This window comes from Streptomyces sp. NPDC001868 (genome assembly GCF_040297125.1).
Lineage (GTDB): Bacteria > Actinomycetota > Actinomycetes > Streptomycetales > Streptomycetaceae > Streptomyces.
Window position 1 is genome coordinate 133187 of sequence record NZ_JBEOYO010000019.1, and the last position, 15708, is coordinate 148894.

The 15708-nt window shown below is 65.9% G+C and carries 14 protein-coding genes; 5 read left to right on the plus strand and 9 right to left on the minus strand.

What is annotated here, in order from left to right:
- Positions 1–10: 10 nt before the first annotated feature.
- Positions 11–1360: a DNA cytosine methyltransferase gene (locus ABT147_RS23125; protein ID WP_351409071.1), complete on the plus strand. Its 1350-nt coding sequence runs from the start codon at positions 11–13 to the stop codon at positions 1358–1360.
- On the opposite strand, the gene ABT147_RS23130 is transcribed toward ABT147_RS23125, so the two are convergent.
- The 4 genes from ABT147_RS23130 to ABT147_RS23145 are packed head-to-tail and all read right to left on the minus strand — an operon-like array spanning position 1292 to position 5758.
- Complete coding sequence (locus tag ABT147_RS23130) at positions 1292–1753, minus strand: very short patch repair endonuclease (RefSeq protein ID WP_351409073.1); 462 nt, start codon at positions 1751–1753, stop codon at positions 1292–1294. The genes ABT147_RS23125 and ABT147_RS23130 overlap by 69 nt on opposite strands.
- A gap of 39 nt (positions 1754–1792) precedes the next feature.
- Complete coding sequence (locus tag ABT147_RS23135; RefSeq protein ID WP_351409075.1) at positions 1793–3610, minus strand: DEAD/DEAH box helicase; 1818 nt, start codon at positions 3608–3610, stop codon at positions 1793–1795.
- Positions 3610–5052, minus strand: a complete 1443-nt coding sequence (locus tag ABT147_RS23140; protein WP_351409077.1) for a ParB N-terminal domain-containing protein — start codon at positions 5050–5052, stop codon at positions 3610–3612. Before ABT147_RS23140 ends, ABT147_RS23135 begins: the two co-directional genes overlap by 1 nt.
- A 16-nt stretch (positions 5053–5068) precedes the next feature.
- Positions 5069–5758 carry a KpnI family restriction enzyme N-terminal domain-containing protein gene (locus tag ABT147_RS23145; RefSeq protein WP_351409079.1) on the minus strand — a complete coding sequence of 230 codons (690 nt, stop codon included), beginning with the start codon at positions 5756–5758 and terminating at the stop codon, positions 5069–5071.
- A gap of 357 nt (positions 5759–6115) precedes the next feature.
- Between ABT147_RS23145 and ABT147_RS23150 the strand changes: the two genes are divergently transcribed.
- Positions 6116–7042 carry a hypothetical protein gene (locus tag ABT147_RS23150; RefSeq protein ID WP_351409081.1) on the plus strand — a complete coding sequence of 309 codons (927 nt, stop codon included), beginning with the start codon at positions 6116–6118 and terminating at the stop codon, positions 7040–7042.
- A 290-nt stretch (positions 7043–7332) separates the two neighbouring features.
- On the opposite strand, the gene ABT147_RS23155 is transcribed toward ABT147_RS23150, so the two are convergent.
- Positions 7333–7965 (minus strand): ATP-binding protein, encoded by a 633-nt coding sequence (locus ABT147_RS23155; protein WP_351409083.1) that lies wholly within the window; start codon positions 7963–7965, stop codon positions 7333–7335.
- Positions 7966–8182: 217 nt separating this feature from the next.
- On the opposite strand from ABT147_RS23155, the gene ABT147_RS23160 reads away from it, so the two are divergent.
- The 3 genes from ABT147_RS23160 to ABT147_RS23170 all read left to right on the plus strand — a co-directional run bounded on the left by ABT147_RS23160 (position 8183) and on the right by ABT147_RS23170 (position 13014).
- Entirely contained in the window at positions 8183–9028 is an 846-nt protein-coding gene (locus tag ABT147_RS23160) for a helix-turn-helix domain-containing protein (RefSeq protein WP_351409085.1), read from the plus strand.
- Positions 9029–9232, plus strand: a complete 204-nt coding sequence (locus ABT147_RS23165) for a DUF397 domain-containing protein (protein ID WP_351409088.1) — start codon at positions 9029–9031, stop codon at positions 9230–9232.
- 275 nt (positions 9233–9507) lie between these two features.
- Positions 9508–13014, plus strand: coding sequence for an nSTAND1 domain-containing NTPase (locus tag ABT147_RS23170; protein ID WP_351409090.1), 3507 nt, complete (start codon positions 9508–9510; stop codon positions 13012–13014).
- Here the strand turns inward: ABT147_RS23170 and ABT147_RS23175 are convergent, their stop codons facing one another.
- From ABT147_RS23175 to ABT147_RS23190, 4 genes are all read right to left on the minus strand, one after another.
- The gene (locus ABT147_RS23175) at positions 13015–13314 is read right to left on the minus strand and encodes an NIPSNAP family protein (protein WP_351409092.1); all 300 of its coding nucleotides are present in this window, start codon (positions 13312–13314) and stop codon (positions 13015–13017) included.
- A gap of 166 nt (positions 13315–13480) precedes the next feature.
- Positions 13481–13840 carry a hypothetical protein gene (locus ABT147_RS23180; protein ID WP_351409094.1) on the minus strand — a complete coding sequence of 120 codons (360 nt, stop codon included), beginning with the start codon at positions 13838–13840 and terminating at the stop codon, positions 13481–13483.
- On the minus strand, positions 13837–14316 hold the full coding sequence (locus tag ABT147_RS23185; RefSeq protein WP_351409096.1) for a hypothetical protein: 480 nt from the start codon (positions 14314–14316) through the stop codon (positions 13837–13839). The genes ABT147_RS23180 and ABT147_RS23185 overlap by 4 nt, the downstream gene beginning before the upstream one ends.
- Positions 14317–14368: 52 nt before the next feature.
- Complete coding sequence (locus tag ABT147_RS23190) at positions 14369–15544, minus strand: winged helix DNA-binding domain-containing protein (RefSeq protein WP_351409099.1); 1176 nt, start codon at positions 15542–15544, stop codon at positions 14369–14371.
- Between the last annotated feature and the right edge of the window lie 164 nt (positions 15545–15708).

Consider the following 15708-nt stretch of genomic DNA (forward strand, 5'->3'; position numbering starts at 1 on the left):
AAGGAGCGGCATGCCTGCCAGCGGCCAGAAGCGACCGCAGTTCACCCCGCCACTGACCTCGATCGAGATCTGTGCGGGGGCCGGTGGGCAAGCCGTGGGGCTGCATAATGCCGGGTTTGACCACTTGGCGCTTGTCGAGTGGGACCAACACGCGGTCAGTACCCTGCGGGCCAACGTCGGGCGCTGGCCCGGCTGGACGCCTCAGAAGGCCAAGGCCCTCAGCCCGATGGACGTCAACGACTTTCTCACCTCAGACGCATACAAGGCCCTTGATCTCAAAGGAAAGACCCTCGACCTCTTTGCAGGCGGTGTCCCTTGTCCTCCCTTTTCTTTGGCCGGAAAAAGACTGGGAGCAGACGATGAGCGCGACCTGTTCCCAGCAGCATTGAGCATCATTGAAGAACTCACCCCCAAAGCAATCATGATTGAAAATGTCCGGGGCATCCTTGAGCCGCCGGAGGTTTTCATTGAATATCGAGCCAACATCCTCGATCGATTGCGCCGCGCCGGCTACACAATCCCCGATATTGACACGTCGCTTTCTCCAGCAGCTCAGGACCTTGAGATGCGAAAGGTGTGGCGCCGACTCGACGCGAAAGATTTCGGCGTCCCTCAGTTGCGCCCCAGGGCCATCCTGGTTGCGATCCGCGAAGATGTCACAAAGCCCGGCATCAACGAATTCAGCTGGCCGCTGGGAATCAGGGGAGACGAAGCCACTGTCGCTGAGACTCTCCGAAGGAGCATGCGCGAACGGTGCCGCCAGTACTGGGACAAGAACAAGTGGGGTGAGCTGGCCAAGCCAGGCGAGCGGACCGGGGAGGATGTCTACAACGACTGGCTTGACGCCGCCCAGAAGTCCGCAGCCGCCGACCGCGGTGTAGCCCCCACCTTGGTGGGGGGGTCCAGGAAACATGGCGGCGCAGACCTTGGACCCACGCGAGCGAAGAGGGCCTGGGAGGCCATGGGGGTTGACGCCATGGGGGTGGCCAACGACCCGGACACATGCGACCCAGAGCGGGACTTGTTCAGGGAGAACGGCCCCATGCTCACCGTCGAACAAGCTGCCATGATCCAGGGTTTTCCACGGGACTGGCGATTCCAGGGGAAAAAGACAGCAAAATACCGGCAGGTGGGCAATGCCTTTCCGCCGCCGGTCGCTGAAGCTGTCGGCCGCGCGATCGCTGCAGTTCTGCGACCAGAGCACCGGGACGAACTTCTCAGCGAGTATGACGTCGACTCCTCAGGTGCAGCCACGCTTGATGACGTGCCACACCAATTGGAATTCTCGGTTTCAGCGGGGTCCGCTCACACCCCGACGCGCGAGGACCGTCTCGGTAATCTTGTCGGCACAAGCCACTGACGACTCGTGCTCCCAGAAGCGGAGCACGAGCCAGCCCGCATCGTTGAGCCTTTGATCCGTGTCCCGGTCCCGCTTCACATTACGTACCACCTTCTCCGACCAATATCCGGAGTTCGTTCTCGGCGGCACATAGTGTTCAGGGCATCCGTGCCAGTAGCAACCGTCAATGAAGACCGCTACCTTCGCCGGACGGAACACCAAGTCGGCCGTCCGGCGAAGATCCGGCAGGGGGCGTGCTGATACCCGGTAGCGGAGCCCTTGGGCGTGCACCAGACGCCGGATCAGCCATTCCGGTTTTGTATCGCGGCTGCGGATCGCCTGCATGTTGCGACGGCGTGCGGCGGACGAAGCCCAGGAACCTTCCGGGGCTGCCCATTCGGCTTCGGAGGACACAAGACGAGCGTAGTGTGCTGCGTCCGCCGCACGCAGCCCCTATCGGTTGCCTCCCAGGTGGCTCAGCAGCGCTTCGATGTCGCTCGGCGCCAGGCCGGCCGCCACTGACGGCTCCTCCTCCAAGTCTGCGAGCTGCTGGACTGTGGGGTCATCCAGGATCTGCCCCATGAACGCAAGCTTCTGTTCCAGCCGCGCGGCCACGACCTCGTCGATGGAGTTGCGTACGGCGAGAACCGTCACCCGCGTCTCGGTGTCGGGTGCAAGCCCAAGGCGATGGATACGGTCCAGGCTCTGCAGAAACCGGCCAGCCATGAAGTCACGGTCCACGTAGACAGCGTCATGGCAGTGGTGGTGCAGGCTGATGCCCTCGCCAAGGGTCGCCGGGTTGGAGATGAGCACCATACAGGCTGGATCGTCACGGAAGCGCCGGATCTGTTCCTCCCGGTCGGGGGTCCCTCCGTAAACCGCGGCCGGACTGAACTTCTCGAGCATCCGCTCCAGCGTCGTAAGGCTCCGGACGAACGTCGTCCAGACCAGCGTCTTACGTCCGGCCGCCGCATTCTCGGCGATGATCGCCACGGCTTCCTTGTACTTCGGTGACAGCTCGTGGTCGGGGAGGTTCTGCAGCTTCGAGTACAGGGAGCCGCCTGGAGGGATCTCCAGTGGAGGCAACTGGTAAGCCAGCGGCTCGTACTTGGTGGCTCCTTCCAGGAGCAGAGCCGGGCTCGTCGCGGCCATCAGAAGCCGCAGAGCCGTCTTGCCAAGCGCGCTGAGATCCTCCCTAGCCACCCCGCTGCTCATCCCGCCGACCAGGGAGGTGTAGATCTCATCATGCAGGGGCGGCATGTCGACGTAACGGATGCCCAGATCAACAGGAGGCAGGCCGAGTTCCTGCTTGGTCGTCCGCGTGAACAACGGCCGCAGCACCGTACTCGCGTGCCGAAGGTCTCCCCCAGCCACGGCGCGCACGACGGTCTGCTGTCCGTGCCCCGGCCACACGAAGCCCAAGAGGTTCTCCAGGTCCTTGGAACCGTTCGGAGCCGGCGTACCCGTGAGGATCAGGCGCCGGTCCGCGTGTGGTCCGAGGGCCATGCACGCGGCACCGTAGGTGCCCCGGGATCCAAGCTTCATCCGGTGCGCCTCATCAAGGATGATCATGGAGGGCTGGGCTGCCAGCCAGGCGGTCAGCATTGACAGCGAGCGGTCCAGCCGTTCGTAGTTGACGACGAGCACCTCCGCCCATTGGTCCAGCGACCCGTCCAGGACGTTGACGCGCAGCGCGTGCGTCAGACACTCCGACGTCTCGAAACGCCACGAGTCGTAGGCCGACTTCGGGCAGACGACCAGGAGCCGCTGCACGTGGCCGGCGGCCTTCTGAGCCGCGTACACGGCGAGCGCGACGCGCGTCTTGCCGGCCCCGGGCACGCTGAAGTTGGCTCCGTGCTGGAGGGACAGCAGCTTCGCGATGTCCCTGCGCTGGAAGGCGCTCAGCTCACCTTTCCAGTTGTCGCCGAGCAGACTCGGGACATCGTCCGCGTCGACTTCACCGGCGGACCCCGTACCCGCCAGCCTGGTTTCCACGGTCCGCGCGTCCTGGAGAACGCCGGTCGCCAGCTTCCTCAGGGCGGAGGACCAATCCACACCGCTGGAGTCGGGCCAGTCGCCAAGGACTTGCAGGTTGGCCAGGAAGTCATCAAGGGCGACAGAGGCGCTGAGCAGGCCGAGCTGGCCGCCCGTCCGGAAACGGGCGGCCAGCTGGACCAGGTCCGGCTGATGGTGCTCAGTGGTCCGGAGCACGACGCGCGTGTGTGTCTCGTCAAACCCCAGATGCAGAGACGTTTCACTCCGTTCGTTCATCACTGCCGACCTTCCGTGGTGACGGCGTCCATCAGCCAGGCCACGCCGTCACCCGGATCGTGGAGACCACGGCCGGCCTGCTTGGCAAGCTTCAGCAGGCTGCCACGGAGCTTGATCACTGCGTCATCGAAAGCCTCTTCGTCGAGGCTGCGAGAGGTACGTGCCTGCACCAGGTCGCTCACGCACTGGTCGATGCTGGCGCACGCCTCCGCGAGCCGGGCCGGCGCGAGCTGCTTGCGCTTGCGCAGCCGGGCACTGCGGCCAGCGGCCTCAATGGCATCGTCGAAGGTCTTCTTCGCATCGTCCAGAACGCCCTGGGCCTGCTCCTTCGCCTCGTTGCCGAGGTCGGGGCCCTCGCTCCTACTGCGTACGACAGCAGCGGCACGCAGCAGACGGTCGTTGAGTGCCTTCATGTCAGCCACCGCGGAGGAGGCGGCTGGGACCTCTACCCCGAGCCCCGGGATCATGACACCCGTCGGCTTGGCCTCAGACCGGTCCTCAAGCGCCGGACCAGCGGAAAGCAGCTTCTGCTCCAGCCCCTCCTTGAGGAAGTCCTCATTGATGTGCCGCACGTCGGTCTTGGAGAAGTTGAGCAGGATGGCGGCCAGACGCAGTTCCTTGAGAATGTCCGCCTGGTCACGGTCAAGGGTCTCCAACTTCACATACAAGCGCTGGAGTTCCTTGAGGCGCTCCTGAGCGCCTTCCCAGTCGACCAGCCGGAGTCCGCCGCCGCCGGCGTCCTGGCTGCGCTTGATCAGCTCGCGGATCGTGGCGAGGATCCAGCGTTCCTGGTGGTACGTCCGGACCTGGATCCGGAACTCCTTGGCGATCTGCTCGGGCGTGCGCCCCAGGGCCGCCTGTTCCTCCATGGCGATGATGCGGTTGATATAGGAGTAGTCACGCCGGTGATCCCGGCGGAGCTGCAAAGACAGCTCCACGGCGTTGATGTCCGCCCAGGTGAACGACTCGGGCAGCACGCCCACGCGCATCGACTGCACGCCAAGCAGTTGCAGGGCGGCTGCCCGGGTGTTGCCGTTGACCACGATGCCCTGATGGGTGACCAGCCCGGGGTCGTTCTGGCCGAACTCTTCGAGGCTGTCCTTGAGGGCGTCGAACTCGACGTCGCGCAGATTGGTATCGGTCGGCGAGGCCTGGAGCAGGAAGCGAAGGTAGTCCTGGCTCTCCGCGCTCCACGGGTTCTGGTCCAGCTCCGCGTCCTTTGCGGCGTCGTGGCTCCGCTGGGCCCGGATACGGTGCGTACTGGGGTTGAAGTAGAGCTTGCTGAGGGGCAGGTCGATCACGTCGACGTGCGCCTTCTGCTCGTTCCAGTCAACGGTCACCGTCTCGCGGGTACCGCCTGCCGTCTGCGCCTCCGCGACCTTCTTCTTGATCAGTTCGCTCAGTTCGTCCGCTCGCGGCGGAGCCGGAAGTTCTCGCATCATGTCCGTTCCGTCCTGTCTAGTCGTTCGCGCCGTCGAGCACGTCAGCCACGGCCTTGCGGGAGGCCTCCGGAAGAGTCCGGTACTGCCCCCAGAGCCTGTCCAGCGGACTCAGGGAACGCCGGTCCGCGCCGATCCAGGCGCCGAGCACCCGCTGCTCCATGGGCGACAGGGCAGCTGCCTGCTCCAAGACCCGCCCGAGGTCGGCCTGCCGGCCCGAGCTGCCCACACCGCACCGCTTGCACTCGGTGACCAGCTGGTAGGCGATGTCTCCGTCAGGCTGGATCACCTGGCGGCGGGCCACGTTGAGCACCGCCTGCTCGATTCCCTCCTCGTAGGTCTCACCGGCTGCGATGCCACACGTACGGCAGAGGTAACCGTCCTCGTCCATCACCTTGGCGCGCTGAGCGGCCGTAAGGCTCGCCTTGTGCTTCGGCGCCTTCGACTTTCCAGGGATCCACACCTCCGCCCCCTGGGCCACGAACCGCTGCTCCTGCTGGCGGAGCGTGGGGTCTTCACGGCTCGTCGAGATCTTCCAGTCATGATCACGCAAGTCACGCATGCGCCGGTCAATCTGGGAGACGTCCGGGAACGCCTCGCGCAGATCGGTCTTCGTGAAGATCTTGCCTTCCCCCACTTCCTGCACCAGCCACAGCGCAGCCCGAGCCATGCTTCCCATATTCGCGTCCCGCCAGGACGGCAGCGCCATTTGTCACTCCTGATGTCGAATCGCACGCATCTCGGCAAAGGCGCAGTATGTGCGCATGCGTAACTCACGCAGCGACACAAGCGTCTTGGCCACCCCCCGCTCCACGAGCGGCTAACCACAGTGTCCCACCGAGAACCGAAAGCCAGTCCCCATTGGAACACTTGCGCAACAGGTAGCAAGAACACAACTCGTCCTCCGTCGTGCACAATTGACCCATCCTGCGCCCGACATGGCCACGATGTCGACAAAGCCCGTCAATAGCAGGCCGATTTGAGCTAATTCGCTACACATGACCCGGAAAGCGAAGTGAATGATATGCCACGAGCAAAAGGAAGCCACGCTCCTTACTGCTGGACGGTGAAGGAGTTCGGCAGTGACGTTCCACCAGGGAAACGCGCGCTTGCTGCCGAACTGCAGAAGCTCTGCCGCCTCCTGGCCTTGGAACCCAACGGCAGCGCCCCCACGCAGAAGCAGGCAGCCGACCGGCTGCACACCAGTGATACGTCACTGTCCAGATTCCTCAGCGCCGAGTACCTGCCGAACATAACGATCGTCAGGGTTCTTCACGCTGCCGCGAGCGATGACGCGGGTGGCGTGGAAAAGGCAGGCATCACGCTCGCCGATCTAGAAGAGCTGCACTCCGCAGCCACCGCCGAGCAGCAATGCGGCGACTGCGCGAGGTTGCGCGGTGAGGCGGCGGCGTTGCGGCAGCAGGCCAGCGAAAGCTCCGATGAACTCAACAACATCCAGGCCGAACTCGGCACCATGAAGGAGGAGGCCGCAGCCCTACGGGAGGAGGCTGCGGCCTTGAAGCGCGAGGTGCAGACGCTGAAGGCACGAGAGGGGCGCGCACTCAAGACCACCGCGTGGCGTGCCATTCGGGCCGGCCAGCGATCGCGTCTGACTGCGCGACGTGACGCGGCTCTGCTGCCGGTCCCCCCTCCGAGGGGGGACCGGCAGCAGAGCAATCCCGAGAAGAGGGCCGCACTGAGTGTCGCCCGCCAGGCCGAAGCCCTCCAGAACGGCGGCCGGCAAGACGGGGCCCTGGCCCTGCTGCGCCACTCCGCAGAAGTGCTCAGCCCGGCAGAGGCGGCGACCCTCGTGTACGTCTTGCGGGAAAGCCAACTCGACGAACTGGCAGGCACATTGATCCACATCTACGGACGAGACAATCCCGACCCCGACGTGATGCGGGCAGCGACCCAGCTCCACCAGCACGGAGCACCTGACGATGCCGCCGCACTCCTGCAAGCGGCCCTGTCGACTCGGGCAGGGGCACCGTGAGGCCAGGGGCAAGCGAGCAGACGGTCAGCCAGCGGTACAGCAGCAAGCTCGACATCGCCCGGCCGATCGGCAATGCCGTACCCGTCGGGCCTGTCCGTGCGCTTGCCGGGGCGATTTGCGAGCATCTCGCATCGGTATGCCCAAGCTGTGCCCTTTCGCAATGGTGAGTGAACTGAGGCCCGGGCTTCCAGGCTTCGACCTACTGATCAGCAACGAGATCGCACATATGGGGAGCGATGCCTGTCGCCCTTGCCGACGGGCATCGCCTCAGCAGGTCAGCCCCGTGCCGGCTAAGCCGCATCCGCTTCGGCCTCATAGTGCATCTGCGCACGATCGAGAATGTCGTCCGGATCATGGCCGCGAGCCGTAGTCCAGTGCAGCAGGTCGGCGATCAACTCAACCGCCGATTCCTCCAGGCCCGCATCCTTCTTCGCACCCCGCAGGACAGCTCCACCGCTGACGCCTTGATAGCTCTCCAGCACCTCAACGGCCCTCTCGATTCGCTGGCACGCGCCACTCCGGTCAAGCAGGATCTCGCACCAGACGGCCTTGCCTGCCGCCATCAGCACCGTCCCCCAGTCCACCGCCAAGCCCCCGAGCAGGTGAAGACCGCGACCGCACTCCTCGTGGCAGCCCTCAGCGCTGAGCGACGGAACAGCTCGGCTCTTGTCGTGGACTTCCACGCGCAGCCGTTCGCTCCGCCACTCAAGGATCAACGTCGCCGCCGCACCTTCGCCGACATGTTTGATGACGTTGGTAGCCAACTCCGTGACCAGCAGTGCCACTTCGTCGGCTGCGATGGGCATCCCCCACTGGGTGAGCTGTGCGACGGCAGCTCGCCGCAACAGGCGGACTTCCGTCGGCACCGCCTCGAAAGGCAGGACGAAGCGGGGTCGGGGTTCGGTGACTTCACAGCCGAGCATGGTGATTCCTCCCTACCAAGCCACGCACTTTCTGCACCCTCCGTGTCCGTACGGATGCATTACGTAGCGGCCTGAGGGGCGAGCATGGCACAGAGAACTCTCACTATGTAACTTCTCACGAGAACCCATCGAGTGAATCTGATGGTGAATGGGCTTTCACGCTGCCTAGCCTGAGCAGGTCTCCGGGCCGGCGCCCGGGCCAGCCTGAAGGAGCCGCATGTCCGTACGCACCACGACACGACGCCGCCAACTGGGCGCGATGATGCGCAAGTTGCGCGCCCGGAAGGGATTGACCCTTGAGGATGCAGGGCGACTGGTGGGTGTATCCAAGGCAACGGTCAGCCGGTATGAGACTCAAGCCGGGCCAGTCCGGTGGATCGTGGTCGAGGCGTTGTGCCGCGAGTACGGGGCAACAGATGCAGAGCGAAGGGCCGTCGTTGATCTCGCCAAGGACGCCAAGCAGCAGGGCTGGTGGAGCTCTTTCGCCGACTCCATCCCGGAGAGCATGAACCTCCTCCTCACCCTTGAGGACGAGGCAGTTCACGAAGATCACTTCTCCTGCGTTTACGTCCCCGGGCTCCTGCAAACGCGGGCCTACAACACGGCGCTTCAGAAGGCCAACGAGGTGCCCCTGGAGCCTGAGGAGATCGAGCGGCTCGTGAACATTCGCATGAAGCGGCAGGAGATCCTCAGGCGCCCGAAGCCTCCTCGCCTGTGGGCAATCCTCGACGAGTCGGTGATCCGGCGGGTCGTCGGCTCACCAGCGACGATGAATGAGCAGCTCGGTCGGCTACTCGAAGCAAACGAGTCTCCTCACATCACGCTTCAAGTGCTGCCGTTTGCCAAGGGAGCACATGCCGCTGCCCTTGGAAGCTTCGTGACCTTCGGAGGCAAAGAACCCGCCCTCGACGTCGTGTACGTGGACTTCCACACCGGTTCCCTCTTCCTGGAGAAGGAGGAAGAACTAGAGCGCTACCGACTTGCGTTCGAGTACCTGCGCGCACAAGCGTTGGACATGGAGGCTTCCTCTTCCATGATCCATCGAATCCGCCAGGAGCTTTGAATGCCGGTCCCCCAACTCACCCCCGAGCGTCCATGGTTCAAGTCGTCCTACAGCGGCGGAAATACGACGGAGTGCCTAGAAGCCGCCGTCGTACCAGCTGGTCTACTGATACGGGATTCCAAGCGGCCTGAAGGGCCTCATGTCGCCGTGGCAGCTGAGGCATGGGGCAGGTTCGTGGCTGCTTCTGTGAAGTCGGCGGGTTGACGCGTAACACGAGGGCGGCGGGCAAGTCAGTCAGCGAGACCCCTCAAGGGATGACGGAGTAGGCGCAGCCGTTCCAACAGGGCCCGGTGTCTGGTTTCTCAAGGCCTTGTTGAGATCGTCCCCCACACCACAGATGATGTTCACGTGCGTCGGTGACCCGATGCCTGGTGATCGGTAGCGGCAGAGCGGGGGCGTGGAGTGCTGCGGCAGTGCATGGGTGGCGTACAGACGGCTGACGTGTCATGAGGAGCCGCTTACAGCTGTTACTCCAGGCCATGCTGGTGCTCATCGCGAGCTTGCTGGGGATCGTCACCAACTACGCCACCAGCGAGAACGATGCGCCGTGGCTTCTGCATCTGCTTCAGCAGGTGGCGATCCCGGCCATCGGCCTGCTGGTCGTCACGATGGTGGTGATGCAGATCGTCGTCCACCGGCTGGAGAATCCGTCGCCTCCACCTACGGAGTGGCCCCGCGACCGGGTCCCGTACCCGGGGCTGGATGCCTTCGTGGAGGACGAGGCCGCGGTCTTCTTCGGCAGGGAGGCGCAGAGCGAAGATCTGACGCACCGGCTGCATGTCCCGCAGGACCGGCCGGCCGACAGGTTCCTCGTTCTCGTCGGGGCTTCGGGGAGCGGTAAGTCGTCGCTGGTCCGAGCAGGGGTGATCCCGCGGCTGCGCAGTCGGCGATGGTTGGTCATCCCCGCCTTCTCACCGGGCCCCAACCCCCTCGCGGCCTTGGCCTCCGTTATCTCCACTGCTGGCGAGGAACAAGAAACAACCAGCGCCGTGTTGCGACGGCTTCGGCAGGAGCCTGCCTCGCTGCTCTCGGAGTTGTCACGGCTGAGGGGAAGCAGGTTCCGACACACGCTCATCATGGTCGACCAATTCGAAGAAGCCCTGACCCTCGCCGGTGAGCGGGAACGGGCCCAGTTCCTTGATGCCCTGCATGCCTGTGTGACGCAGGACGCGAGGATCCGGGTGCTCGCCACGTTGCGTGTGGAATTCCTGGGTCAGTTCCTCGGAACGAGGCACGCCGAGCTTTTTCAGCATCCAGTCGCAATCGGTGCGCTGGGCAGGAACCGACTCGCTCAGGTTGTGGAGCGGCCGGGCGGGCTCGTCGATCTGACCTTCGCTCCCGGTGTCGTCGAGGCCATCGTCAACGACGTGGGCACGGACGACGCGCTGCCGTTGCTCGCTTATCTCCTACAGGAGCTGTACTTCGCCTCGGGCCCCGGTGAAACAGTGTCGGAGGAGCTCTACCGCAGTCTCGGCGGAGTCGCAGGAGCCCTCGCACGACAGGCCGACCACACCGTGGCAGCGCTTGGCGGCGGAGACGTCGGCATCAACTCCGTTTTGAAGGTGCTGCTCAGGTTCGTCACTGTCCAGGGACAGGAAGTGGCCCGGCGACGTGTACCGCTCGCCGAGCTGACCACGCAGGAACGACGTGTTGTGGACGCCTTCATCGACGCTCGCCTGTTGATGTCCGGCGTGGGCGCGGGGCAGGAACCGTATGCCCAGGTGACACACGAGGCTCTGTTCCGCCAGTGGGCTCCCTTGCGACAAGAGGTCGAGGCCCGCACCGAGCAGCTTCGTCAACGCGCGGAGCTCGAACGATGGGCCGACGACTGGGATCGCTCCGGACGCAGCCCCGACTATCTACTCACCGGCGAGCGGCTCACCCTGGCACGACGATGGCTGCACGCGCTGCAGGAGACCGGTCAGGCATCGCAGGCCGCTCAATCGCTTGTCGAGTCCTCACAGCGGCGGGATCTCGCCTTCCTGCGCCAGGTCTCCGACAGCATCGGCCAGTACGCGCTGGGCGCTGCGGAACAGCAACCGGAGCACTGCCTTCTGCTGGCGCTGGCCGCACTGGGCGAATGCACCCTGACCCCGGCCGCTCAACGCGGCCTGATGACGGCACTGACATCCAGTCACCTGCGCAACCAACTCGAAGGACACACCGACACCGTCCGACACATTGCCTGGTCGCCGGACGGTCTCCTCCTGGCCACCGCGTCGAGAGACGGCACAGCTCGTGTCTTCGACGCACGGTCGGGTCGCCCGCTGTGCGTCCTCCCGTCCGGCGGCGCGATGGTCGAGGGTGTGGCCTGGTCGCCGGACTCGACCCGGGTCGCCACCGTAGGGCGCGATCGTGTCGTACGGATCTGGGATGCCGCGTCCGGAGAGCCGTTGCGGTTGCTTACCGGCGCGACCGATGTCGGGCGGCAGACCGCCTGGTCCCCCGACGGACACTGGGTCGCAGCCACGTCGCGGGACCGGACGGTGCGCGTGTGGGACGCCGAGACCGGGGACCTTGCCCATGAACTGCGCGGACACCACGACGATGTGTGGGGCGTGGCCTGGGCCCCGGACAGTGCTCGCCTGGTTTCCGCCTCGCACGACCAAACCGCCCTCGTCTGGAATCTGGCTACCGGCACATCGGTGGCAACACTGAGCGGCCACGCCGACTTCGTGGAGGGCATCAGCTGGTCGCCGGACGGACGTCTCATCGCCACCGGATCCGGTGACCACACGGTGCGGATCTCCGACGCCGAGAGTGGCGAACTGCGGCTTCTGGTACGAGGCCACGCCGACTACGTCTGGAACGTCGCCTGGTCGCCCGACGGGCGGCTGCTCGCCTCGGCCTCCTCCGACCGGACCGTAAGGATCGTCGACGCATACGACGCCAAAGTGGTCGCTGTCCTGCGAGGACACACCGACACGGTCTGGGGCGTGACGTGGTCCCCGTCGGGTGATCAAATCGCGACCAGCTCCACCGACGGCACCGGACGCGTATGGGACCTGCGGCCGCGCGGTGCCGAGAGCCTGCTACTCGACGGACACCGCAAACCCGTGAACCAGGCAGCGTGGTCGCACGACGACACCCGCATCGCCACCGCGTCGGACGATGGAACGGTTCGGGTATGGGACGCCGCCACCGGTGCCGCCGCTGGCAACGTGATCGAGCAGACTGCCCGGGTATGGAGCACCGCGTGGTCACCGCTGGACGACCGCCTGGCCATCAGCACCAACGACGGTCTCTTCCGCATTCTCCGCCCGGGCCAGGACAGTGCGTCCGACCATCGGGGCGCTGTGGCCGAGTGCGTCGCCTGGTGCCCCGACGGCAGCCGCATCGCGACCGGGGACCACGACGGCACAGTAAGGGTGTGGTCGGCCCATGAACACGTGGAGCTGAGCTCCCTGATCGGCCATCAGGACTGGATCAGCCGTATCACCTGGTCCTCCAGCGGCCGTTTCCTGGCCAGCGCCTCGGACGACCGTACGTGCCGACTCTGGGACGTCGCCGAATGCCGACAGCTCACTGTGCTGCGCGGCCACGACAACTACGTCGACGATGTCGCCTGGTCCCCGGACGAAGAGCGCGTCGCCACCGCCTCCGGCGACTGGACCGTGGCCGTCTGGGACACCGCGACTGGCCGCCGCATCGAGGTACTCAACGGCCACGAGGGCCGGGTTCGCGCCGTCGCATGGTCACCGGACGGCCGGCTCATCGCCACCGGGTCCGACGACCGGACCGTACGCACCTGGGCGTCCGACACCCTTGAAGAGATCGCCGTCATCGGGGTGCACCAGGACAAGGTGACGTCCGTTGTCTGGTCCGGGGACGGGACACGCCTGCTGACCGCGTCCTCGGACGGCACCGCTCGCGTATGGTCGGCCGAACCCGATTTCGTCCGCCTGGAAGCGGAAGCCCGTAGCCGGGTATTCCGCGTCCTCAGCGACGACGAACGGCGCCACCACATGTTGCAGCCGGACGCCTGATCACAGCTGCGGCTCCACCGTCCTGTCGTCGGTATGCAGCAAGTAGTCGTCCGGCTCCAGGTTCATCGCCTTCCGTTCCGGCGAAGCCCAGTACAAAGCGTTGCGTTCGGCGAACGTCTCCGGACCGTCGTAAGAGATGAGCCACACGAACTGGTTGCGCTCGCGATCGACCCATGCGCCGTCAACAGTGAAGCCCAACTTCAGTCGCAGCGGCACGATTTCCTCACGCCAGCGCTCCACCCACTCATCGACCATGCCCTCCCGAACGGTGTAGGTGCGCAGCTGAGTGGTCTTTGGCATGCGGGGCCTCCTGTGGCGTAGCTCCAGCACTGCAGAATATGCGTCGGTAGCCATGGAGGGAGCCCAGGTCTCGAAAGAGCCGGGCCCTGCCATGTTGCATGGCCTGGGGCGGAACGCGGCCGTCGATCCCTGCCGTACGGTGCCGCATCTCGTCCGCTGTGCGGGATCAGATCTTGTCCGTGGCTCTCGGATGCCCCGTGCCGGCGAAGGTGATCCAACAAGTGTCGCGGACGGTGTCCAGGAGGTACCAGACGCGGCCGCCGCCGGTGACCTCGATCTGCCACTGCTCGCAGGTCCGGCCTCGGTGGGTGCCGTGGGCCAGGCCGCCCTTGAGCCGATGGTGTCGGGGTGTCTCGATGGTTGGCTTGGGGTCGGTGCGCATGGTGACCCAGGCTCGGTAGGTGTTCTCTCGGGCCTGTTGGGCGAGGTTCTCCCAGCCCTTGGCCGAGGCGGCGTCCGCGAAGCGGACTTCCCAGTGGCCTTCCGGTGCCGGTGGTGCGGCTCGGTCCCCGCGGCCCGCGCTCATGCGATGTCCCGGGGGTCGGCTACCGGACCGTAGTCCTCGGAGTGGTCTCGGGTCAGCGCGGCCAGCAGTTCGGGGTCGGAGTAGACCTCGGCGGTGTGCTGCCAGGCGATAAGCAGTTGGGCGACGGACGCGCTGTTGCCGACGGAGTCGGCGGCCCGCATGGTGTCGACCAGTTCGACGGCGAAGGCGTGGACGTCGGGCTCGGGGAGGAAGCGCACCCAAGGGAAAGCGTCCGGCAGTATGTCGAGGAGCAGTTCCATGCTGCCTGGCTCCCGGCGAGCCATCGCGACCAGCATCCGGGTGGCCGCCGACACCACGGTCTGGTCCTGCTCTGCCCGCGCCGCAGTGGTGAGCACCAGATCCTCGCCGTCCCGGCGGTGCAGGAGCAGTCTCGGCGATTCCTGGAGCCGGGCCAGCGTCTGCTTGTTCTTGTTCACCAGCTCGGAGAAGTTCACGGCCGCACTCTCGGTACCCATGACTTTGAAAGTACTTCGAAACTTGCGGCGACGCCATCACTCACGGCCGCCCTCACTCGAAAGAGAGCAGACGGGTCTCCGCGGTGTCCGGAAAGGGCTTGGCCCACCAGTGGTCGTAGCGGCGGTAGGGAGTGGGGTCGCCGCGGTCGGTGAGGAACGTGTGCAGGGTGGCGGCCTCCGTGGTCAGGCCTTCCCACGTGGGAGCGGGGAGCGGGTGGAAGGCCGTGGCCTCGATCCCTGGGCCGAGGGGGCGCCACACCCCCGCCACATACCCGTCCACCAGCAGCGTCGGCAGTACGTCCCCGTTCACCCGAGTCACGTACTTGCGGTACTCGGCGGGAAGCACGCGCCCCCGGTCCGCGTACGCGAGGAGGGTGCTGTCCCACATGGCCATGAGGCGGGGTGGGGCGGGGGTGTTGGCGGGAGGGCGGGGGGCGTTGGGGAGGTCGTAGAGGATCTCCTTGGTGTCCGTCGGCTGGAGGAGTTCCAGTTCGCCCTCGTCGATGAGGGACTGCAGTGCCGTCCTGACCCGTGGGCGGTGGGCCAGGGTGAACTGGGCCGTGTCCGCGGCCGAGGCCGGGCCGAAGCCGGAGAGGTAGCGGCGGATCAGGGTTTTGAGGCCCTCGGCGGCGGCTTCCGGGTCGGTGAGGGACGGGGGTGGGGTGGCGGTGACGTAGGACTGGCGGGTGGTGAAGGACCAGGGGGTTCCGGTCGGCTGGTGCCAGAGGGGGGCGTACTGGCGGAGGAGGCGGTGGGCGCTCGTGTCCAGGGGGCTGCCCACCTGGTCCTCCAGCCAGGTCTTCAGTTCGGCGGCCGTGCGGGGGTGGTCCTCGGCGTACTTCAGGAGGGGTGGGAGGACGGCGTCCGCGTCGGCGGCGGTCAGGCCGGAGGCCTTGAAGCGGGGGTCGCCCAGGCGGGAGCCGCGGAGGGTGGGTTCCATGGCTTCGCGGAAGGGGGCGTAGTCGTCGGCGTGGACCGTGTGGAGGGTGATCCGCATCAGGGTCGATCGGACGAGGTGGTGGTCGGTGAGCGCCTTGTCCAGGGCCGCCGGGTCGAAGGGGGACAGGCGGTTCCACAGGGCGAGGTACGGGGAGGCCGGTTGCTGGGCCTGGAGGGCGACGATCCGACGTACCGCCTCGGCCACGTCCAACGGCTCGCGCGCGAGGAGGAGTTGGCGGGCGAGCGTGGCGCGGTTGAGGGCGCGGGCGGTGAGTTCTTCGGTCCCCATGGGGCGATTCTGTCGCTTCGGCGGGGTGTCCGTTCACCCCTTGCCTCACACTCGCCGAACCGCCCGCAGGCCCCGCCCCACTCTGAGGTGGGGCGGGGCCTGCGGTCCAACAGGGCTCGGTGTACTACGTCCCAACAGGGCGCGATGTGCTACGTCCCAACAGG